At 50.2% G+C, this 20,204-nt stretch carries 17 protein-coding genes; 7 read left to right on the top strand and 10 right to left on the bottom strand.

The window, feature by feature from the left end; translation table 11 throughout:
• Nucleotides 1-2: 2 nt before the first annotated feature.
• The 3 genes from AWR27_RS23045 to AWR27_RS26055 form a co-directional block, all read right to left on the bottom strand.
• The gene (locus AWR27_RS23045; protein ID WP_198045070.1) at nucleotides 3-1,622 is read right to left on the bottom strand and encodes a S8 family peptidase; all 1,620 of its coding nucleotides are present in this window, start codon (nucleotides 1,620-1,622) and stop codon (nucleotides 3-5) included.
• A gap of 131 nt (nucleotides 1,623-1,753) precedes the next feature.
• The gene (locus AWR27_RS26060) at nucleotides 1,754-2,290 is read right to left on the bottom strand and encodes a DUF3500 domain-containing protein (RefSeq protein ID WP_335695398.1); all 537 of its coding nucleotides are present in this window, start codon (nucleotides 2,288-2,290) and stop codon (nucleotides 1,754-1,756) included.
• 14 nt (nucleotides 2,291-2,304) lie between these two features.
• Nucleotides 2,305-2,886, bottom strand: a complete 582-nt coding sequence (locus tag AWR27_RS26055) for a DUF3500 domain-containing protein (protein WP_335695397.1) — start codon at nucleotides 2,884-2,886, stop codon at nucleotides 2,305-2,307.
• 159 nt (nucleotides 2,887-3,045) lie between these two features.
• Here AWR27_RS26055 and AWR27_RS23035 point away from each other — a divergent pair, with 159 nt between their 5' ends.
• Nucleotides 3,046-4,155 carry an LBF_2804 family protein gene (locus AWR27_RS23035; RefSeq protein ID WP_198045069.1) on the top strand — a complete coding sequence of 370 codons (1,110 nt, stop codon included), beginning with the start codon at nucleotides 3,046-3,048 and terminating at the stop codon, nucleotides 4,153-4,155.
• On the opposite strand, the gene gldE is transcribed toward AWR27_RS23035, so the two are convergent.
• The 3 genes from gldE to mutY form a co-directional block, all read right to left on the bottom strand.
• Entirely contained in the window at nucleotides 4,144-5,475 is a 1,332-nt protein-coding gene (gene gldE / locus AWR27_RS23030) for a gliding motility-associated protein GldE (protein WP_077133361.1), read from the bottom strand. The two genes, AWR27_RS23035 and gldE, sit on opposite strands and share 12 nt — an antisense overlap.
• A 43-nt stretch (nucleotides 5,476-5,518) precedes the next feature.
• The gene (locus AWR27_RS23025) at nucleotides 5,519-6,037 is read right to left on the bottom strand and encodes a single-stranded DNA-binding protein (RefSeq protein WP_077133360.1); all 519 of its coding nucleotides are present in this window, start codon (nucleotides 6,035-6,037) and stop codon (nucleotides 5,519-5,521) included.
• A gap of 70 nt (nucleotides 6,038-6,107) precedes the next feature.
• Nucleotides 6,108-7,196, bottom strand: coding sequence for an A/G-specific adenine glycosylase (mutY, locus tag AWR27_RS23020; protein WP_077134159.1), 1,089 nt, complete (start codon nucleotides 7,194-7,196; stop codon nucleotides 6,108-6,110).
• A gap of 141 nt (nucleotides 7,197-7,337) precedes the next feature.
• Here mutY and AWR27_RS23015 point away from each other — a divergent pair, with 141 nt between their 5' ends.
• The 3 genes from AWR27_RS23015 (at nucleotide 7,338) to AWR27_RS23005 (ending at nucleotide 10,506) form a co-directional block, all read left to right on the top strand.
• On the top strand, nucleotides 7,338-7,640 hold the full coding sequence (locus tag AWR27_RS23015) for an HU family DNA-binding protein (protein ID WP_077133359.1): 303 nt from the start codon (nucleotides 7,338-7,340) through the stop codon (nucleotides 7,638-7,640).
• 1 nt (nucleotide 7,641) lies between these two features.
• Nucleotides 7,642-8,508, top strand: coding sequence for a tetratricopeptide repeat protein (locus AWR27_RS23010; protein WP_077133358.1), 867 nt, complete (start codon nucleotides 7,642-7,644; stop codon nucleotides 8,506-8,508).
• A gap of 435 nt (nucleotides 8,509-8,943) precedes the next feature.
• Nucleotides 8,944-10,506 (top strand): Rne/Rng family ribonuclease, encoded by a 1,563-nt coding sequence (locus AWR27_RS23005; RefSeq protein WP_198045068.1) that lies wholly within the window; start codon nucleotides 8,944-8,946, stop codon nucleotides 10,504-10,506.
• Nucleotides 10,507-10,592: 86 nt separating this feature from the next.
• Here the strand turns inward: AWR27_RS23005 and AWR27_RS23000 are convergent, their stop codons facing one another.
• Nucleotides 10,593-11,708, bottom strand: coding sequence for a lysophospholipid acyltransferase family protein (locus tag AWR27_RS23000; protein ID WP_077133356.1), 1,116 nt, complete (start codon nucleotides 11,706-11,708; stop codon nucleotides 10,593-10,595).
• Nucleotides 11,709-12,078: 370 nt separating this feature from the next.
• On the opposite strand from AWR27_RS23000, the gene AWR27_RS22995 reads away from it, so the two are divergent.
• Nucleotides 12,079-13,098 (top strand): LytTR family DNA-binding domain-containing protein, encoded by a 1,020-nt coding sequence (locus AWR27_RS22995; protein WP_077133355.1) that lies wholly within the window; start codon nucleotides 12,079-12,081, stop codon nucleotides 13,096-13,098.
• Here the strand turns inward: AWR27_RS22995 and AWR27_RS22990 are convergent.
• Nucleotides 13,095-13,790 (bottom strand): LuxR family transcriptional regulator, encoded by a 696-nt coding sequence (locus tag AWR27_RS22990; RefSeq protein WP_077133354.1) that lies wholly within the window; start codon nucleotides 13,788-13,790, stop codon nucleotides 13,095-13,097. The genes AWR27_RS22995 and AWR27_RS22990 overlap by 4 nt on opposite strands.
• Nucleotides 13,791-14,023: 233 nt before the next feature.
• Between AWR27_RS22990 and AWR27_RS22985 the strand changes: the two genes are divergently transcribed.
• Entirely contained in the window at nucleotides 14,024-14,410 is a 387-nt protein-coding gene (locus AWR27_RS22985) for a hypothetical protein (RefSeq protein WP_077133353.1), read from the top strand.
• A 64-nt stretch (nucleotides 14,411-14,474) separates the two neighbouring features.
• Here the strand turns inward: AWR27_RS22985 and dnaG are convergent, their stop codons facing one another.
• A complete protein-coding gene (gene dnaG / locus AWR27_RS22980; protein WP_077133352.1) occupies nucleotides 14,475-16,526 on the bottom strand; it encodes a DNA primase in 2,052 nt (683 codons plus the stop codon).
• 189 nt (nucleotides 16,527-16,715) lie between these two features.
• Between dnaG and AWR27_RS22975 the strand changes: the two genes are divergently transcribed.
• Nucleotides 16,716-18,098, top strand: a complete 1,383-nt coding sequence (locus tag AWR27_RS22975) for a vanadium-dependent haloperoxidase (protein WP_077133351.1) — start codon at nucleotides 16,716-16,718, stop codon at nucleotides 18,096-18,098.
• Nucleotides 18,099-18,219: 121 nt separating this feature from the next.
• Here the strand turns inward: AWR27_RS22975 and AWR27_RS22970 are convergent, their stop codons facing one another.
• A complete protein-coding gene (locus AWR27_RS22970) occupies nucleotides 18,220-20,112 on the bottom strand; it encodes an amidophosphoribosyltransferase (RefSeq protein WP_077133350.1) in 1,893 nt (630 codons plus the stop codon).
• Nucleotides 20,113-20,204: the final 92 nt, after the last annotated feature.

The following is a 20,204-nucleotide window of genomic DNA, read 5'->3' as shown; positions in this document are numbered from 1 at the left end:
GCCTATTTTCCTTTCATACCTGCTTCTTCGGCCAGTGCAAGTTTCACGGCTTCGTACAGATTCACTACCGCGCCCGTTTTCGACAGGTCCGAAAAAGCCACGGTGTCTTCCGACTCAGGTCGGCCCACCTTTGTGCTATAGGGTGTTGCCGATTGCAGAATAATTCGCTTGATGTCGGCGTAGGTCAGCTTCGGGAAATAAGATTTCAACACGGCGGCAACCCCAGCTACTACGGGCGAAGCCATGCTGGTGCCGCTGTTGTTTTCGTACTTGTTGCCCTGCGGCACGGTCGAATAAATGTCTTTGCCGGGAGCGAAGACGTCAACCGTTTGTTTGCCGTAGTTTGAGAAACTGGCAATCAGTTCGCTGGTGTTGCGCTCGGCACTGGCTCCTACCGTAATCACATTCGGAATGGCTTTGCCATCGATGAAACGCGGGGCGGGGTAGTTGGCTGCCGTGTCGATGTCTTTGCCGTCGTTACCAGCCGCGTGAATCAGCAACACACCTTTCGATAGCGCGTAGCGTTCGGCTTCTTCAACCACCTCGCGCTCAGGCGAATAATCTTTACCGAAACTCATATTGATGATTTGCGCCCCGTTGTCTACAGCGTAGCGAATGGCGTTGGCAACATCTTTGTCGCGTTCATCCCCGTCGGGAACGGCCCGTACACCCATAATCCGCACGGCATCGGCAACGCCCATAATACCGAGGTTGTTGGTCCGGTCGCCACCGATGATACCCGCTACGTGGGTGCCGTGGTCAGCGCGGGGCCCCATGATGTCGGCATTGCCATAGTCGCGCTGTTTCAGGTCGTTTGGGTTATCGCCCACAATAGCTCGGCTGTCGAAATCAGGATTGTAATTGTATTCAGCCCGCGATTTGAGCTGCTCGATACCTTTTTCGAGTTCCTTCGTTACATCTTCCGCATCGGCCACGCCCTGTTGCCGCAACACCCGCAAAATACCCATAGCCGGGCGTTTCAGTGCTGCATCAGTAAGCGTGTCGGCAGCTTTTCGCAGCGTAAGTGTATCGAGTTTAGAAACCTTCAACGCTTGTTTCAGCCCATCGACCGCCGTTTTGTATTGCGTATAAAAACCGCTGATTCCCTGATACTGTGCCTGATACTGTTTCTGATTTTTTTCGACTTCAGCTTTAGTTTTTACGAACAGATCATATTCTTTCTGCTCGGCGGGTTTTAATGAAGCCCGGTCGAACGCGACCCCGGCTTTGCCTTCGTATTTGGGCTTCAACTTTACGTAGAGCCGGGTTACTTCGGCGGTTTCGTAGCTAACGTTGCGGCCATCTTTACCACCGATGAAATTCCAGCCGTGGATGTCATCGACGTAACCATTCTTGTCGTCGTCTTTGCCGTTGCCTGCAATTTCTTTTGGATTCACCCACAGCACCCGTTTCAGGTCTTCGTGCGTAGTGTCGATGCCGCCATCGATTACAGCTACCACAACGGGCGTAGATTTGCGGTTTTTGAGAAGTTCGCGGTAGGTGCGTTCGACGCTGATGCCCGCTGTGCTATCGGTTTTGTCGCGCAGATACCACTGCGTATTCTGCGCCGAAGCCGCCACAGATAGCAGGCTCACCGACGCAACCATAAGGAGTTTCTTCATGGAATAATAAACGAATAATTCACCCAAATTACGAAAAAAGCTGTATGCTGGCGGCTTAAAATATGTTAAATGGTCATTGGTTATTATCGTTTACCCAGTAGCGCACCGCTTATGCTGGCAATCAGAACCACTCACGGCTTGCCGTGCCCAGCGGCCCGGTAATGCTGCTCCAGCATGTCTTCGCCAAAGTCGTTGGTGAGGTCGCGTACCACCGTATGAACGTGGTTGGCGTTGTTTTGCGTGTTATCGTACTCAATTAACATGGTGGGGCCATGAATGCGATAATACCAGCCTTTTCCCTCGCCCAGCACGGGTGTCAGGTCGCCCGCCCACACAAAGCGGAGTTCGTCAAGTCCGGCTTTTTCCAGCTTGCTCATCTGCTGCCGGGCCAGCGTAACGCGGTAGTTGGTCAGGTAAACCCGCACCAAATCGAGAAACATGGCACGTTGATTTTCATCCATGTCGGCGAAGCGAAGCCCGTCCATGCGGTCGAGCGAAGCCCGGCGTTGGTTGCCCGTCACGATGTCGGGATAAGCCAACGGGTTCAGCACGGTTTGTTTGCGTTGGGCCGGATTAAGCGCGTTGAGTAACTGAAAGGCGCGGTCGGCTTCGGGGCGCATGAGTTGGCGGTTGTGTTGTGGCAGACTAATGAGCCGCCAGTCGCCCATGCGTCGGTCAGCGGCTAAAAATCATAGCGCAACACGCCCGGATTGCTGCCAAAGAACGTCGGCGTTTGGGCCAATACGCGCTCTTTCCCGTTGGCATCAGTCAGTACTACAAACTGGGTCGCTAAATGATGCCCTTCAAACCGCCAACCCCACGGCTGGCTCGAAGCCGGATCGCCGAAGATGGCCACGTAATAATTTTCGGGGTCGCGGTATGTATCGTTGGGAGGGCGGTTTTCGATTACCCGCAGCACATTTTCAAGGTCCATAATCCCCGTTGCCTTTGTATAGCCTCGCTGACTCAGTCCGGTTTTCAGCAAACGCAATGCGGCCAATTGCTGGAAAGGCGTCATCTGCTTCAGCGGCAACCCCTTACGCTCGTGCGGCACAAAATACCAGACAAATCGTTCGGCATCATCAAACGCGAACGTAGCCTGCTGCCGCTGCCCAACCGACAGCATTCCCAGAAACTGCGACGCGGCCCCGGCCATCTCCTGTTGTAGCCGTTGCTGAGACGCTCCCGACGAAGTAGCTGTGGTTTGACCAAATGACTGGCTCAGAAGGCCCAGTATCAGGAAAGCAGCAAGTGTACGCATCATGGCCTGACAAAGTTGGGTGAGACCATAAAAGTCAGCTCCTCACAGCTTATACCTTCCTTTTACCGGTGAATCAATGATTAGCAACGATACATACAGGTTTTGTTAACAACCGGGGGCATTGCGAAGTTATACAGGCAATTCCACCACTTAGTAACGTGTATGTCAACCCGGCCACCCAACAGCAGCAGCGGTCCATTCGACCACCTGGCAATGCGGTATTTGCGGCAGGCACTCGACACCGCCCACCCTACCGATGAGCCGTATGTATTGAACCGAACGGAACATCGCATTATCCGCCGAGCCAAAATTACGACCCTGCTGATGGCTGCTTTGGTGGGTGTTCTGGGTGTTCTGTTGCTGTACTGGCCGCAATATAGCTGGCCGCATCTGTTTGCCAGTACGTCGGTTACTATACTCGGTACGGTGTATAGTTTACCACTGACGACTATTTTGTATGGCCTGCTGCTGGTCTATATTGAGGTCAACATGCTCATTATGCTGAACTTGCGGGGCGTGAAGGCCATTATGAAAGCCTGCCAGTTTCCGCGAGCACACGACCCGCAGTATGAAACGCATCTGCGGGCACTGGCCGATGCAGCCTTGCAACGCAGTAGCCGGGGCTTGCTCCGGTTTGGTATCGACCCATACCTGACCATGCCGCGCTGGGGCCTTACTATTTATTTTCTGTTAAACCTGGCGAAAGCCGCGTTGGGTAGTCTGGTGCTCAAGTTCTTACTCCGCCGTTTTTTAGGCCGTTTTGCGTTTCGGCAAGTAACCGATCTGGCGGGTATGCCCGTTTATGCCCTCTGGAATGCGTGGTCATCATGGCGTGTATTGCACGAAGCCCAGATTCGGGTTATAGCTCCTGCAACAATTCAGGAGTTTGTGAATGAATTATATGACGAATGGAAAAACGACCCGCAGTTTCAGCGGCTCATTCTGGAAGCGTTGCAATACGCAGCTATCATGAAACGGCAGTATAATTACGCTCATCACCTGCTGGTTGAAAAACTGATAGAACGCTTCAACCTGGAAACCACTCAAACGCTGACCGGGCATTTTGTCGAGCAGTTTGTTCAGGCTCCTGCCGATGTGCGTCATGGACTTGAGCGGCTGCTGATCTTCGGCGTTTTAATCGATGGGCGGCTATCGTGGGCCGAAAAGCAAAAACTGCGTCGATTGCGCCGAAGTGGTTTTCTGACGTATTCGTCTGATGATGTCGCCCGGCTTGGGCAGGAATACAACGAAGGAAAAGGGCTATGGGTTTGAGTTACGAACTACCCGAACCTCCTGAATACGTTTATCATCAGCCGACAATACCGTAAAAGTGAAATTCGCATATACGGTTTCATCGCCAGATTGGGGTAAACGCCCAAACAATTCGAGCAACAATCCACCGAGCGATTCGCTATCGCCCTGCACGGATTCAAATGTTGTAGCATCCACGTTTAGTACCCGGCATACGTCGGTCAGCGACGTTTTGCCTTCGAATACCACCGTTCGCTCGTCTTCGCGCCGGTAGCCCACGGGCGTTTCTTCATCAAATTCGTCGTTGATCTCGCCGAAAATTTCTTCGATAATATCTTCGAGCGTTACCAGCCCGCGTGTGCCGCCATATTCATCGACAACGATAGCGATGTGTACACGCCGTTTTTGAAAGGCATGTAGCAAATCGTCCACTTTTTTATTCTCAGGGATGAAAAACGCCGGGCGCAGTAACGACTGCCAGACAAACGATTCGGTTTCATGAATGTGGGGCAGCAGGTCTTTGATGTACAGAATCCCCTCAATCTGATCAAGCGACTCATGGTAAACCGGTACCCGCGAATAGCCGGACGCATTTATTTGTTCGAGTAGCTCAGGGAATGTCAGTTCGTCGCTAACTGCCGAAATGTCGAGCCGGGCCCGCATCACCTGCCGGGCCATAAGATTGCTGAAATTAACAATCCCTTTCAGGATTTCTTTTTCTTCGGCAGTAGCATCGGTGCCAGTCAGTTCAACGGCCTGACTCAATTCTTCGACACTAAGTTTATACCCCTTTCGTTCGATGCGCTTATCGACCTGATTACTCAGATTCACCAGCAGCAGTGCCAGCGGCTTGAACACAGCCAGGCCAACCTGCGCCAGTGGAGCCGTTCGGCGGGCCACGCTCATGTTGTTCTGACTGGCATATACTTTTGGCACAATTTCGCCGAATAAGACAATAGCCAACGTAGTTACAAGCGTAACCCCCGACAGCAGCCACCCCGAATCGTGCGATGCCTGTGAAGCCTCCCATGTCAGGTAAGTGACGATGACGACAATGGCTATGTTAAGTAAATTATTGAATATCACTAACGACGCCAGCAGCCGCTTGGGGCGGTCGAGCAGAGAAGCAATACGCTGTTCGCCCGTATGCTGACTGTCGCGGCAACGGGCACGGTCGTCGGGAGACAGAGAGAAGAAAGCCGCTTCGGAGGCTGATACCAACCCGGCCAGTGTGATAAGCAGCAGAATCAGGGCCACGTAAGGGCCATATAAATCGAAATAGGTGCTCCAGCCAAATTGAGCTGGAAGCACCTGTCGAGGAAGAGGATCACTAAGGTCCATGTAGCTTAAATCTCGTTCAACAATCGGGTGCGTTCAGCACGTTTTAGAACGGCAGGTCGTCATCTCCACCGGAATTATCAAACGCGGCTGGCGCAGGTGCAGCCTCCTGACGTGCGGGCTGCTGACGGGCCGGAGCCGGAGCGGCTTGTGGGCGTTGGGCCGGGGCGGGCGCGGCCTGCTGACGTGGAGCGGCCTGTTGCTGCTGAGCCGGGGCTTCATCCTGCCGGTCGTTGGGGCCACCCAGAAACTGGAACGTTGTAGCCCGAACATTCAGTGCAAACCGTTCTTTACCCTCACGGTCTGTATACGTTTCTGTGCGCAGACGGCCTTCAACATAAATTTGTTGCCCTTTGCGCACATACTTCTCAACGGTTTTCGCCTGATCGTTCCAAACCTCCACGCGGAACCATTCAGTAGATTCGACCTGCTCGCCCGTGCGGGTCGTATAGCGTTCATTCGTGGCAACGCTAAACTTTGCAACCACCGAACCGCCATCTAAATACCGGACGTCCGGGTCGTTGCCAACATTACCAATCAGAATCACTTTATTCAAACTTGCCATGTTTTTTAGTTGGTTTATTGCAGAAATTTAAAAGGGCTTAAAGGTATTAAAGATACTGAAAGTAACCGACTTATCCAAACCTTTTTGCCAAATAGTTGGTAATCAAAACTGGCTTTGGCAGGTCATGCACGGCTGCTGCTGAATACCATTGCAAACCCATAGGCAGAGTGTCAGTAACTGTATCAGGCAGCACAATCTCATAAAAAACAGCCCGGATACGCTGGTGTGACAGCAATTGTACGCCCTCAACCGGCTCTGCGCTCAGTACTCCCTGCTGTACCAGGCCCGCTACCATGTCGGGCAAGTCAAACTCAGACAGTCGAGCTTTAGGCTCGTCTGTTTCGAGGCAACAAAATTCGTACAAATTCTGCCAAATATCTCGCCCGAGTCGTTCGCGCATGGCAATTCTGTTGCCGTTTCGGAATACTATGTATTGAAAATAGCGTTCCCGAACAGGCGATTTTTTGGCTTTCACGGGCAGTTTTTGCTGCCGCCCGGTCTGGTAGGCTATGCACTGTTGTTGTAATGGACATAACAGACAATCGGGCAATACAGGCGTACACTGAATGGCTCCGAATTCCATAATGGCCTGATTGTAAATCGCTGGGTCATTTGCCTGCTGAATAAGCCGTTGCGCCAGTGCAGCGAATGTTTTTTTAGCCGTCGTGGTCGTGATGTCATCAGCAATACCAAACACCCGCGCCAGCACCCGATACACGTTGCCATCAACGACCGCCACCCGTTCGCCAAAGGCAAACGAGGCAACGGCTGCCGCCGTATATACACCTATCCCTTTCATTTTCAACAACTTTTGAAACGAATCGGGAAACTTTCCGGCCAGTTCGTCGGTTACGTAACGAGCAGTCTGATGCAAGTTACGGGCACGGGAATAATAGCCGAGACCTTGCCAGAGCCGGAGCAGTTCACGTTCATCGGCGCGGGCCATGTCGGCAATTGTCGGGTAGGCGTCAATGAAGCGTTCGTAATAAGGTTTACCCTGCGCCACGCGTGTTTGCTGGAGAATTACCTCCGAGAGCCAGATGCGATAGGGGTCGCGGGTATGCCGCCACGGCAGGTCGCGTTTATGGCGTTCATACCAGGCTTCGAGCGTTGGGGCGAAACCGGCTTCAATATCGTTAGCGTCTGATTGCCAATCCAAAATAAAAACAAAAAAAGTGTCGTTGGTTATAAAATGGGATAAAAGCCGTCTTTTGTAATTCATCAGAAAGCCCTACCTTTGTGTCCCGTTTTTGACACCCAATTTTTCAACAATACAGTAAACGTTAAAGTTTAAGAAGTCGTGACGAAAGCAGACGTAATTGCAGAGATCGCCGATAAGACCGGGATTGATAAGGCCGAGGTGACCAATACCCTCGAAACATTCTTCTCGGTGGTGAAAGACTCGTTGGCCGAGGGAGAGAACATCTATGTGAGAGGGTTCGGCAGTTTCATCAACAAGAAAAGAGCGAAAAAAGTAGCCCGTAATATTTCCCAAAACACCGCTATGGTGATTGACGAGCACTTTATTCCCAGTTTCAAGCCTGCGAAAGTTTTTGTTGAGCAGGTGAAAACCAGTGACAAAGCCAAAGTAACGGCTGAGTAAGATGAACAAGTATGTGCTGTTTGTTATCGGTATAGCTGTTCTGGCAACAGTAGGCTTATTCTCACTACCCAAAGTGGTGGTTCGGAACGAAGGCAAACAGCTCAGTGCGGCTCGGGGCGGGCGCACTACCGATTCGCTCAATGCAGCCGCATCGGTAGGTACGCCCGACCCAAGCCAGCCTGACCGGTCGGCTATGCACGAGAAGCCGATGACGCCCGAACAGAAAAAGCAAATCGACGTACTTCGGGCTGCATGGGCATCGTCAGGTGAGAGCCAGAAAGAAGCTACAGCCGAGAAACTGATTGCTGTTTTTCGGGAGTTGACACGCTTCGATAGTGCGGCTTTTTACGCTGGCCAACTGGCTACTGCACAGCCTACCGAACGCAATTTGCTCCGGGCGGGTGATCAGTATTTTGAAGCGTATACGTTTGCTGTTGATGAGCAAAAGACGGCTTCGCTGGGTCAGAAAACACGCGATTTTTACCAGAAAGTGCTGGCTAAAAATCCAACGCTGCTGGCCGCAAAAGCCAATATGGCGATGACGTTTGTGAACACCAACACGCCTATGCAGGGAATTATGCTGCTGCGTGAGGTGTTGGAGCAGGACCCGACCAATGAACTGGCGTTGTTTAATCTGGGACTGCTATCCATGCGGTCGAATCAGTACGAACGGGCCATTGAGCGTTTTCGTCAGATTCTGGTCAACAATCCGTCGAGCCGAAAAGCGCAATTTTATTTAGGTATCAGCTTAGCTGAGGCCGGGCAAAAAGCCGAAGCGCAAAAAGTGCTTGCGCAGGTGAAGCAGCAGGAAAAAGACCCGCAAATTTTGGCCGCCATTCGCGAATACGAAGAACGGCTTTCAAAATAGGTTGTAAACTTACAGAGTCATAAAGTTGTACCGTTAGCTATTGCATTTTTTCTGGGCAAAGCAACTACAGAACTATTTAACTCGACAACGTTGCAACTTTTAACGGCTTTGCCAGTTGGCTGGCCGACACATATTGTTAACCATTAAACACGATTACACAATGCCTTGCGGTAAGAAACGGAAGCGGCATAAAATTGCCACCCACAAGCGGAAGAAACGGCTCAGAAAAAACCGGCATAAGAAAAAATAGCAGGCGGTAGGCAGTTTGCAGTCTCCACTTAGTTTAAGAGGCAGCTAACAGTTTACGATAGGTCTGCTGCCTGTTGAAGACTGCTCACTATCTACTGCCCCTCATTTTGAAGCCTCGGCCGGCCTGTAAAGACCGAACGCGGCTTCTTTCTTTTTATACAGCCATTCTAACCGTATATTCATCTTGTGAGTAATGAATTAGTAATCAGTTCAACTCAGAAAGGTGATCGGATCGCGCTCTTGCAAAACAAGAGATTGCTGGAGTATCACGAAGAAGAGTTAGACAGCAGCTTTACCGTTGGCGATCTTTACTTAGGAACCGTTAAAAAACTGTCGTCGGGCCTTAATGCGGCTTTCGTGGACGTGGGCCATGAGAAAGACGGTTTTTTGCATTATCAAGACCTGGGACCGAATATTAATTCGCTTACCAGGTTGGTAAAGGATGTAATTGCCAAACGCGTAACAACGGGGCGGCTCAACGGCAGCAAGCTGGAACCCGCTATCGAGAAGATCGGAAAGATCGACAAAGTCCTGACCAAGAATATGCCTATTCTGGTTCAGGTAGTGAAGGAACCTATCTCAACGAAAGGCCCACGCCTTTCCTGCGACATTTCTATTGCTGGACGCTATTTGGTACTGGTGCCGTTTTCTGATGGCGTAAATCTGTCTAAGAAAATTACTGACCGTGCCGAACGGTCACGGCTGCTTCGCCTGATGTCGTCGCTAAAACCCCAGAATTTCGGCGTAATTGTACGAACAGTAGCCCAGGATAAAGACGTTGAAGAACTTGACCGCGATCTGCAAAATTCGCTGGAAAAGTGGGAGCAGGCCATCAAAGCGTTAGCCGACGCCAAACCCCGCGACCGGGTGTTGGGCGAGATGAATCGGGCGTCGTCGATTCTGCGCGACATGCTCAACGAATCGTTTGAGAGTATTACGGTCGATACGCGCGAATCGTTTGATGACATTCGGAACTACATTCATACAATCGCTCCTGACAAAGAGAAGATTGTCAAGCTCTACAGCGGCAAAGCGAAGGTATTTGAGGCTCTTGGTCTGGAGAAACAGCTAAAGTCACTGTTTGGGCGATCTGTGAGCTTACCGGGGGGGGGCTACCTGATTATTGAGCATACGGAAGCTTTACACGTTATCGACGTGAATAGTGGTAACAAATCGAATTCTGAAGAAGATCAGGAAGCGACTGCCATCAGCGTCAACCGCGAAGCTGCAAAGGAAATTGCCCGGCAACTTCGATTGCGCGACATGGGGGGCATTATCGTTGTGGATTTTATCGACATGAAAAAAGCAGAGAATAAAAAGCTGCTTCAGGATATCATGCGCGATGAGATGAAAGCTGACCGCTCTAAATTCACTATTTTGCCGCTGACCAAGTTTGGGCTAATGCAAATAACCCGGCAGCGGGTGCGGCCCGAAATGAATATTGTTACACGCGAAGTTTGCCCAACCTGTAGTGGTACTGGCACAATTCAGGCCAGCGTGTTAGTTACAGATGTCATTGAAAACAACCTCGACTACATTTTAACCAAACAGAACGAACGTGGTATTACAATTACTATGCACCCGTTTCTGTATGCTTACTACACCAAAGGCATTTACTCAAAACAAATGCAGTGGTATGTTAAATACAAGACTTGGGTTAAACTTGTAAAAGACAGTTCCTTCGGAATTGTCAACTTTAAGTTTCTAAATAAGTCTGGTGATGAAATAGAGGTGAACAGTGTTTCGTAGTAAAATATTACTATGAAACAGGTTGAACGCACACAGGGTGCTTTCTGAATAGAAAGCACCCTGTGTGCGTTTTTTTGTAGAATGAGTTAACAGATTACTTCCATTTCTACTAACTCTCCAAAAATCTCAACACCAACTACGTCTTCCACAGATTCGACCTCATCAAGATTCATGAGCAAATCGCGCAGATCTTCGGTTATCTCGTAGGTTTGGTATGACTGTCGATCAAATAGAACAGGAGCCTGCTCAAAATCGCACAGTGAATACCGGTTTTTGTTGAATATTGGACGCGCTGTAGTCGGCTTGGCCTGTTGACGCTTATGGGTCTGTGGTTCCAGAAATGAGTGAATGTAATTCCACCCTTCCCACTGCCCTGGATATTGTTTCAGGTAATCCCAGAGTCCGTCGTAAAGTTGTTGCATGGCTTCACGGCAGTACATTTCCCGGTCACTGTGTCTGATAGGTCTTACTGGTTTCAGGCAATGCAGCACGTTCGTCAAGTCAGGCTCCCGGTAACTCACCACAGGCACGATAGGTACACCAGCAGCGTGCGAAAAGTATCCCACCCCTTTACGAGCCAGCACTTGCCGATTACCAAACCGAATCGACAGAAACGATGCTTCGTCGCCTGGCTGTGGAGCCGTTTCGGGGCTTCCATCAACGTACACGATCAATGACCTACCCGCTTTTAGCTCGCGCAGAATTGTGAGACCCACCGAGGGGCTACCCGCTTCCACAACCCGAAATACGTTGGTTAAACCGTGTTTTTGCCGCAGGGCCTGTATATGTTCGAGCATTCCATCGCCCTGATTGCGGTTCATGTTACTACCTACCAGCAGCACACAGTCGACGCCCCGCCGAAACAACACACTTGTCAACAATCGGTACGAACCAAGGTGGTATGTACAATAAATTTTCGGCCCATCTGACGGCGACAGCAGCTTCTGTGCGTCCCGTAGCTTCACTAAATCACCTGCCGATAGGCATTGCTGATCGAAGGTCGAGAAGACTTGCTGTAACAACACCTCCCGAAACAGTGTTTCATGTTCACTTTGAGAAATGTAGGGCAGAATGTTTTGTACATTTGCCGAGAACGTGGTGAACTTCATTAGATAACCACGTTCTTTTTGCAGATCGATCTGCCCGAAGTGTTCTACGCAACGGGTCAGTTCCTGTCGATAGCGTTGCCGTGCAGTTGACATGGTCCGTGCTGATTAAAGCGTGAAAACGGGCTCTCTGTCAACCTTCTTGAAGAAACCTTCGTATACCTTGCAACACACGGCATCAGAAAAATTCAGTTTGTTTGTTGACTCTGCCTTGGCTATGGCAGTCTTAACAGTGGCAAGTTGATTCGTGAGTTTGATGGCGAATTGCTTTTTCATGACTGGTATTTGATTGAGGTTTGATTGCTTTGTTTTTGCTTTTCGTTGCAGTGCGTTTCTGCGCCGAATTGTTGATACAAAACTACCGGTCAATCGAAGGGTCATCAACGGCCAAAAATGTCTAAATAAGCTATTGGGAATAATAAATTATTACTGGTATCTTAGTCCTGATTTTGATTACAGAGACAGCATGAAGGAGATTCGAATCAATCGGCAATTTTTACGCGATCCGCTCAACGGCGTGTTGATCCTGATTGGTATGATCGTGCTGATCGAAGCTGTTTCCTGGTCGATAGGTTACAATATTAAAGTCCGGCTCATGGCCGAAGCAGGTGGCTTCATGCCATACGTTGGCGCATTGGCCCGAAGCATGATATTACCCGAACTTTTCACCTTTTGTGCCATAATTTTCTTACTTAATCTGACTCACGCATGGTTTAAAATAGACCGGGTAGCCAATAAATGGAAAGATATTGCCCGTTATCAGCTCTTCTTTCTGCCTGTTCTTTTAGTATCGTTTCCACTGTTCAATCCAGTAACACAAACGATACGTTACGTTATGGAGCAGTTTCCGACATACTCATTTAAAGAATACTGGCAGAGTTACATAGTGTATACCTTTTCTTGGGCTGTATACTTCAAGTATCTATTTCCAGTTACTTTCATGGGTTATGTTGCACTCAACATGTCCCTGTTGAAAGATTACCTTCAGCAACGTAAAGAGGCTCAGGAAGCTGCCCAAACACAAGCCGACCAAGTGACCGAGAAAGCCATTGCCCTGATGGCAACGATTCCTCAGCCGCCAACCAACTCGAACTACTTAGCTCACCTGAAAGGCAAAGGTGCCAGTGGCGAACTCGACTTTCCAGTTAATGACGTTTACTATTTCACTATTGAAGACCGATTCTACTACGCTGAGCTGGCAAAAGGTCGGTACTTGGTTGGCAAAACACTCAATGAACTGGAAACGGAGTTAGACCCAGCCCAGTTTATGCGTATTAAACGCGATTATATTGTCAATCGACACGCAGTTATGAGCTATGCTTACTGGGAAAACGGGAAATATATCGTTCGGCTAAACACCCCCGATAATTTCGAAATTGTTGTTCCCCGCGCCCGAATGCACGAGTTCCGAGAGTGGTTGCAGGGCAACGCGCGTCTTAGCGGCACCGACCCTGCTCCCGGTTCGTTGGTATTAGCTCCCTCTTAAATATAGTTTTTGACTGCAATTCCGTAACGAGGTAACTGCCGGCATCCATCTAATCCCAATTTTTTAGCAATGTGTGCCTTGTGGTTCACGGCTGTTCGGTAGCTAATGCCCAACTGATCAGCTATTTCATTAGACGTATGCCCGCACGAAACCATACGTAAGACTTCCCGCTCACGCTCGGTTAAACGCGACAATTCCTCTCGTGTCTGCTCTGATATTATCTCCACACCGTAGTTTTTCAACAGATTCATAAAGCCACTACTATAATAGCACCCCCCACTGCTCACGATCTGAAAGCAGCGGTAGAGTTCATCGAGGCCGTCGCTGGAATAGAGAAACCCAAAAAATCCCATCTGCATCGCGTTGGCAACCAAACGCAGGTCGGGCTTACTGGTATACAGTATGAACTTGGTTTGCTGGTTGCTCTGTTGCATCTGCTGCACAATATCGAAACTACGCCGACCCGACATTTCAGATTCGAGAATAACACACTTAGGACGCTTGACCCGAATCTGTTGCAGGGTGTCTTCCATCTCAATGGCGCGTCCCACTACGTTATATCCCTGCTCCTTCAATAGCTGGCTAAGTACTTCACAGTTGAATAATTCAGCCTGGGCTACAAGAATCGAAAAATCCCGGCGTCGAAGTGCGAATTTCTGGGCGGCCTCCTGGGCCTGTGTTGACTCGTTCATGGCGGTTTGCGTCCGTATCGGGTGTTTGAATCTAATAGGTCGTATCAAGGATTAACAAATAAGTTAGCGTGAAATCACCATTTTTCCGGACGAAATCACCCATATTCCTCAAACTATTTGGGTGATTTCGTCCGGAAAAATGGTGATTTCACGCATACGGGCTTGCTTTCAGCAAGATTGCGGGGCTACTTTCGTTCGTCAGTTCAGCAAAAACATGTTTAGACTTTTGTGAGATGAATCAGGAAGAAGCAATGCCAATGTCGGGCTATGAAGCATCATTGGCCGAGATACAGAATGTAATTATGGATTGGGCATTAGCCGCTGAGGGCTTTCGTCAACGCTATACTGGCCTTACCGAACTGATCAATTCATTAGAGAAAAACAAGCGCATTCGAGCCTCCGTCAGCCGCGAACGAATGCAACGGCTTAGAATATTGCGGCAACATTCAACCGATGCGCTCCTGACGCTGATGCTCGACATGTCGGGGCAGCGGGCGGGCCGCTCATCCCAACTCTCTAAACCCGGACAGCTCCATTCACATGCCCGAATGCTGAATGAACTGAACCGGGCCATCGACGCCGAACTGACAACTCCCGTCACAACGGTGGCGCAAGCGTAGTGTTCACTTTCCCTCTTGATAAAGGTAGCCCCGCTCATTGAGTCGGGGCTTTTTTTACGGTTGCTTATCCCGAAATCACTGTTCCCAGCAATTGCGAGATTTGCATCTCTACACGCTTCATCTGCATAAATTCGAGCATAAGCCGGTCTGAGTCATCAGGCGAATTAACGGCTTCATGCAGTTGCTGCTGAAGCGAAGCCATTCGTTGCTCGGCCAGCATTTTCTTTATACGAAGAATGTTGCGGTAAGCCGCATCGGCCAAAATACTAATTTCTTCTTCCGACGGTACAAAAATTTCGTGCTTCTCCCACCCGTCGCTGATTTCATAGCGCGGAGTTGTCAGGTGAATAGCCTGCTGCTGAATAGCGTCGTCGTCTTCGGGTGGACGGTTCAGGAAATCAGCCGACGTTAGAATATCGCCCCGGCTGTATGCTTCCCGAAACAGCGTTAAAATCAAATTGTAGGGCGACGTTTGAAAATCTATTTCATGCAATTCGTCGAGCATATACTGGCAAAGCGTAATACCCGGTTCGAGTTCGCGTGCGCCATAATTTATCAACAATCGAATGCATTCCTCTTCCTGGTACGATAACGACGTTCGAGTTGTCGCCGGGCGCGGGGCAGCCGGAGAGGTCACAGCGTGGGGCGTATCGGCCTCCCAGTCGGGCGGGGGGGCGTCGATACCCAACCCGTTCAGCAGCGCGTTAATATCTTCCAGACTGGCCGCATCGGGTGCCTGTGGGGCCGTAGTTTGCTGGCGTTGCTGCTGCCGGTCGTTTCGGTCAAACTCTTTCTTTTTCTGATCCTGCTGTTGCCGGAGTAGCCGGTTGATTTCTGAAATAACCGATTGTTCACTAACGTGGAATACCTGCGCCACCCGCTGCGATAATGTCTGGCGTTTCAGATGGTCGGGAATGCGCGTGATGCTGGCGCAAACGTCTGAAATGCCTTCGGCGCGTTTCATTGGGTCATCGCCCGCTTCGGTTAGCCAGCGTTTGGCTTTGAAGTCAATGAAATCCTGCGAGTTTTTCTGAATGTGTTCTTTGAACGTATCGGCTCCAACCTTATGAACGTAACTATCCGGGTCTTCGCCATCGGGTAGCAGCAGCAGTTTCAGGTTCAGGCCCTCTTCAAGCACCATGTCTAAGCCGCGCAGGGCAGCTTTGATGCCAGCCGCATCGCCGTCGTACAAGATGGTAACATTGGGCGTAAAACGGGCAATGAGTCGAATTTGCTCGGTTGTGAGCGAGGTTCCCGACGAGGCCACCACGTTTTTAATGCCGGCCTGATGCAGCGAAATTACGTCAGTATAACCCTCCGTGAGAAAACATACGTCTTCCTGCCGAATGGCCTGTTTGGCCTGAAAAATGCCATACAGAACCTGACTTTTGTGATAAACCGGCGTTTCGGGCGAGTTGAGATACTTAGGCTGGGTTTTATCGGCCTTCAGAATTCGCGCCCCAAAGGCAATAACCCGCCCCGATACGTTGTGGATCGGAAACATTACCCGCCCCCGGAATCGGTCGAATACCTTGTTATTCTCTTTAGTCAGAATCAGGCCGGCTTTTTCGAGCAGGTCGCGGCTGTGGCCCCGGCGGGTGGCTTCCTGAAGCAGACCATCCCAAAGGTCTAAACTGTAGCCCAGATCGAAGGCGTCGATAGTTGGGTTGGTGAATCCGCGCTCGCGGAAGTAGCTCAGCCCTATGCTCTTGCCCTCGTCGGTGTTTTGCAGATTTTCCTGAAAGTAGGTTTTGGCGAAATTCAGTACAATGTGCAGGCTTTCACGCTCGTTTTGCCGGAGCAGTTCTTCGGGCGTTTGTTCCTGCTCTTCAATCTCGACGCCATATTTTTTAGCGAGATACCGCAACGCATCGCCGTAGCCGATGTTCTCAATGTCCATTATGAACTTGACAGCATCACCTGCTTTGCCGCAACCAAAGCATTTGTAAATTTGCCGAACAGGATTTACGTTGAACGAAGGCGTTTTTTCATTGTGAAACGGGCAGCAGGCAATGTAATTACTGCCGCGCTTTTTGAGCGAGACAAAATCGTTGATAACTTCGATAATATCCGCCGACTGGCGAATCCGTTCGACGGTTTCTTCAGGAATACGCATTGAGGAAGGGAGCGTTTGTTCTGTTACTCAAATGTACGGCAAAAGCCGCCATCAACACCACACATAGCTTTTCCGGATTCTCATCATACCATCACTGTTATCGACAGGGATTTTGGCAGAGATTTTGCTAAATGCTTCATTTAGAGTCTCACCGAAATTCATTTCTACTCAAGCATCTGCCAACTGATTATGGAGAAAACCCTACTCAAACCCTATACCCATCGAGTTCGCCAACAACCACGCAGCCAGACAAGATTATGGGTTCTGGGTGCGCTGACACTGCTGCAAGCCTGCCGGATGCAGCCCGACGATGCTGTTACGCCTGCACCCTCTCCAGGCAAAACTGCCGATCAGTTTTCTGCCGATGTAGCCACCAAATGGGCCAATTTACAATTGAAACTGGCTCAAACTACGGCAGGTAATACGCCCCCCATAACATCGAGAGCGTTTGGCTACGCTGGACTGACGCTCTACGAAGCTACTGTGCCGGGTATGCCTGCCAATCGTTCGCTGGCAGGTCAGCTTACGGGGCTAACGGCGTTGCCAAACCCAGAAGCAGCGCAGGAGTACCACTGGGCACTCAGCGCGAATGCTGCCGAAGCAATCATCGTGCGCGGCTTGTGGGCCAACACCACCGATGCCAATAAAAAAACTATCGACTCGCTCGAAACGGCATTAGCCAGCGAACTGAAAACGGGTGTAGCCGAAGCCGTTGTTTCGCGCTCAACGGCGTTTGGCAAGAGCATTGGCGAGGCTATTTTCAACTACTCGAAAACCGATGGCGGCCATGAAGGATACACGCGTAATTTTCCAGGTAACTACGTAGTGCCAACGGGGGCCGGGCTTTGGCGACCCACCAGTGCGCAGTTGATTCCTATGCAGCCAACGTGGGGCAACAACCGGACATTTGTTCGCATAAACGCCACCACCGATCCGGTAGGGCCGCTTACTTACTCAACCCAGGTTTCGTCGCCATTTTTTGCACAGGCGTTGGAAGTTTATGCGACCGGTAAAAACTTAACGGCTGAGCAAAAGGCAATTGCGCTGTTCTGGTCCGACGATCCGGTCAAAACCTTTACCCCACCGGGCCACGGCCTTTCCATTGCCACACAGGTATTGCAGCAGGAAAAAGCCAATTTGGCGAAAGCCGCCGAAACCTACGCAAAAGTGGGCCTGGCAACTACTGATGCATTTATATGCTGCTGGCGTTGCAAGTACAAGTTTAATCTACTGCGGCCTGTTACGTACATTAATCAGGCCATCGACCCGGCCTGGAAACCCTTATTAGCTACGCCCCCTTTCCCGGAATATACATCAGGACACTCGAGCGGGTCGGCAGCAGTAGCTACCGTTCTGGAAGATATGTTTGGGGCTAATTACGCCTTTACCGACCGGTCGCACGAGAAGCGGGGTTTAGGTACGCGGTCGTTTAAATCATTTAGAGAATTTAGCACCGAAGCGGCACTCTCACGGCTCTACGGCGGCATTCACTTCCGGCACGGCAACGAGCAGGGATTAGCCAACGGCCAAAACGTCGCTAAAAATGTGTTGGCGTTAGGCTGGAAAAAGTAATCTGAACCAGGATTAGCCAGAATTATCAAGATTAAACAGAAACAACAAGCCAGCTTAGCAGTTAAGCGCAGCGTAGAATCCTGTTTAATCTTGATAATTCTGGCTAATCCTGGTTCAAACTTTAATACGCCCTGACTAACTTGCCTTCCATGAAGTTGACGAAGGCTTGATTCACCACGTTGTTACCGCCGGGCGTAGGATAATTGCCCGTAAAATACCAGTCGCCCGAATGGTTGGGACAGGCCCGGTGCAGGTTTTCGACCGTTTGATACACTACAGACACTTCGGCTTTCAGGTCGGCGGGCGTTACAATTTGCGCGACCTTCGCCGACAGCTCCTCGTGGGTAAACGGCTCAAACAGAGCTTTTACATAATTTTCTTTCATGGCATTACCCGATTCGATGGCAGCCACGCATTGGGCATACACCTCATCGATCAGGTACTCCTGACTCCGGTCGCGCAGCAGTTCGAGCGCGGCCCGGAACCCAACAAACTCTTTGAATTTCGACATGTCGATGCCGTAGCAGTCGGGAAAGCGAATCTGCGGGGCCGACGAGACAATGATAATCCGTTTGGGGCCGAGCCGGTCGAGCATTCGTAAAATACTCTTTTCAAGCGTGGTGCCGCGCACAATAGAATCATCGACCACCACCACGTTGTCTTTACCCTTCTTGATTACCTCGAACGTTGTATCATACACATGCGACACCATATCATCGCGTTGGGTGTCATCGGTAATAAACGTGCGAAGTTTTACGTCTTTCGAGACCAATTTTTCGATACGGGGCCGGAACGACAATACCCGGTCGAGTTCTTCCTCGAACAGGATACCTTCCATGATGGCTTTTTTCCGCTGCTTGTATAGGTACTCTTCCAGGCCCTCAACCATCCCGAAAAACGCCGTTTCAGCCGTATTCGGAATATAGGAGAAGACCGTGTTTTCGAGGTCGTAATCGATTTCTTTGAGAATCTGCGGAATCAGCAATTTCCCCAACTGCTTGCGCTCATTATAAATGTCGGGATCGGTAGCGCGGGAAAAGTAGATACGCTCGAAACTACACGACTTTTTCTCTAACGGCTTAATAAATTCATACTCGCCGTATTCGCCGTATTTGTCGATGATAAGTGCATGGCCGGGCTTTACTTCCTGGATGGCACTGTATTCGGCGTTGAAAGCCGCTTTAATCGCTGGTTTCTCCGAGGCTACCACCACGATTTCATCATCGGCGTAGTAGTAGGCCGGGCGAATACCGGCGGGGTCGCGGGCCACAAAAGCCGCGCCATAGCCCGTCATCCCAACCATAGCGTAGCCGCCATCGAAATCACGGCACGAACGGTGCAAAACCCGCTGTAAATCAAGATTATCTTCAATAATATCCGACAGATCGGGGTTTTCGTAAATACCCTTGAACCGGTCGAATACGCGCTGGTTCTCTTCGTCTAAAAAGTGGCCGATTTTCTCCATCACCGTTACGGTATCGACCTTCTCTTTCGGGTGCTGCCCCAGTGAGACGAGTTTATTGAACAACCCGTCTACATTCGTCATGTTGAAGTTACCAGCCATAACGAGGTTGCGGCTACGCCAATTGCTCTGCCGCAACATGGGGTGGCAATTCTCAATTTCGTTGGCTCCGTGAGTACCGTAGCGCAGGTGCCCCATCCAGACTTCGCCCGTAAACGCTACATTCTGCTGAAGCCAATGCGCATCTTTAGCTTTGTCTTTATTACCCTTAATAGACTTTCGGAATTTCTTATTGACCTTCTCGAAAATATCGGTCACAGGCCGCTGATCTACAGAACGATACCGGCTGATGTAGCGGTGGCCGGGCGGCACATCGAGTTTGATATTGGCAATACCGGCTCCATCCTGGCCCCGGTTCACCTGCTTTTCCATGAGCAGGTAAAGTTTATTAGCGGCATACAGGGCCGAACCGTACTTATCAATGTAATATTGATATGGTTTACGGAGCCGGATGAGGGCAATACCGCATTCGTGTTTGATGGCGTCGCTCATTGCGCGGAGTGTCGAAAAGCGAATTGATTGTCAGTCAGGTAATGAAGGAAACGCCCCTGCGTCCGAAAGGGTTCGCCGAGACGACTAAACAA

Source organism: Spirosoma montaniterrae, assembly GCF_001988955.1.
GTDB lineage: Bacteria > Bacteroidota > Bacteroidia > Cytophagales > Spirosomataceae > Spirosoma > Spirosoma montaniterrae.
The sequence above is the reverse complement of the archived record's forward strand: the minus strand, read 5'-3'. Positions and strand labels throughout refer to the sequence as shown.

Coding starts and splice junctions, on each gene's coding strand:
- AWR27_RS23045 (WP_198045070.1), bottom strand. CDS start 1,622: ATGAAGAAACTCCTTATGGTTGCGTCGGTGAGCCTGCTATCTGTGGCG.
- AWR27_RS26060 (WP_335695398.1), bottom strand. CDS start 2,290: ATGGGCGACTGGCGGCTCATTAGTCTGCCACAACACAACCGCCAACTC.
- AWR27_RS26055 (WP_335695397.1), bottom strand. CDS start 2,886: ATGATGCGTACACTTGCTGCTTTCCTGATACTGGGCCTTCTGAGCCAG.
- AWR27_RS23035 (WP_198045069.1), top strand. CDS start 3,046: ATGTCAACCCGGCCACCCAACAGCAGCAGCGGTCCATTCGACCACCTG.
- gldE (WP_077133361.1), bottom strand. CDS start 5,475: ATGGACCTTAGTGATCCTCTTCCTCGACAGGTGCTTCCAGCTCAATTT.
- AWR27_RS23025 (WP_077133360.1), bottom strand. CDS start 6,037: ATGGCAAGTTTGAATAAAGTGATTCTGATTGGTAATGTTGGCAACGAC.
- AWR27_RS23010 (WP_077133358.1), top strand. CDS start 7,642: ATGAACAAGTATGTGCTGTTTGTTATCGGTATAGCTGTTCTGGCAACA.
- AWR27_RS23000 (WP_077133356.1), bottom strand. CDS start 11,708: ATGTCAACTGCACGGCAACGCTATCGACAGGAACTGACCCGTTGCGTA.
- AWR27_RS22995 (WP_077133355.1), top strand. CDS start 12,079: ATGAAGGAGATTCGAATCAATCGGCAATTTTTACGCGATCCGCTCAAC.
- AWR27_RS22990 (WP_077133354.1), bottom strand. CDS start 13,790: ATGAACGAGTCAACACAGGCCCAGGAGGCCGCCCAGAAATTCGCACTT.
- AWR27_RS22985 (WP_077133353.1), top strand. CDS start 14,024: ATGAATCAGGAAGAAGCAATGCCAATGTCGGGCTATGAAGCATCATTG.
- dnaG (WP_077133352.1), bottom strand. CDS start 16,526: ATGCGTATTCCTGAAGAAACCGTCGAACGGATTCGCCAGTCGGCGGAT.
- AWR27_RS22975 (WP_077133351.1), top strand. CDS start 16,716: ATGGAGAAAACCCTACTCAAACCCTATACCCATCGAGTTCGCCAACAA.
- AWR27_RS22970 (WP_077133350.1), bottom strand. CDS start 20,112: ATGAGCGACGCCATCAAACACGAATGCGGTATTGCCCTCATCCGGCTC.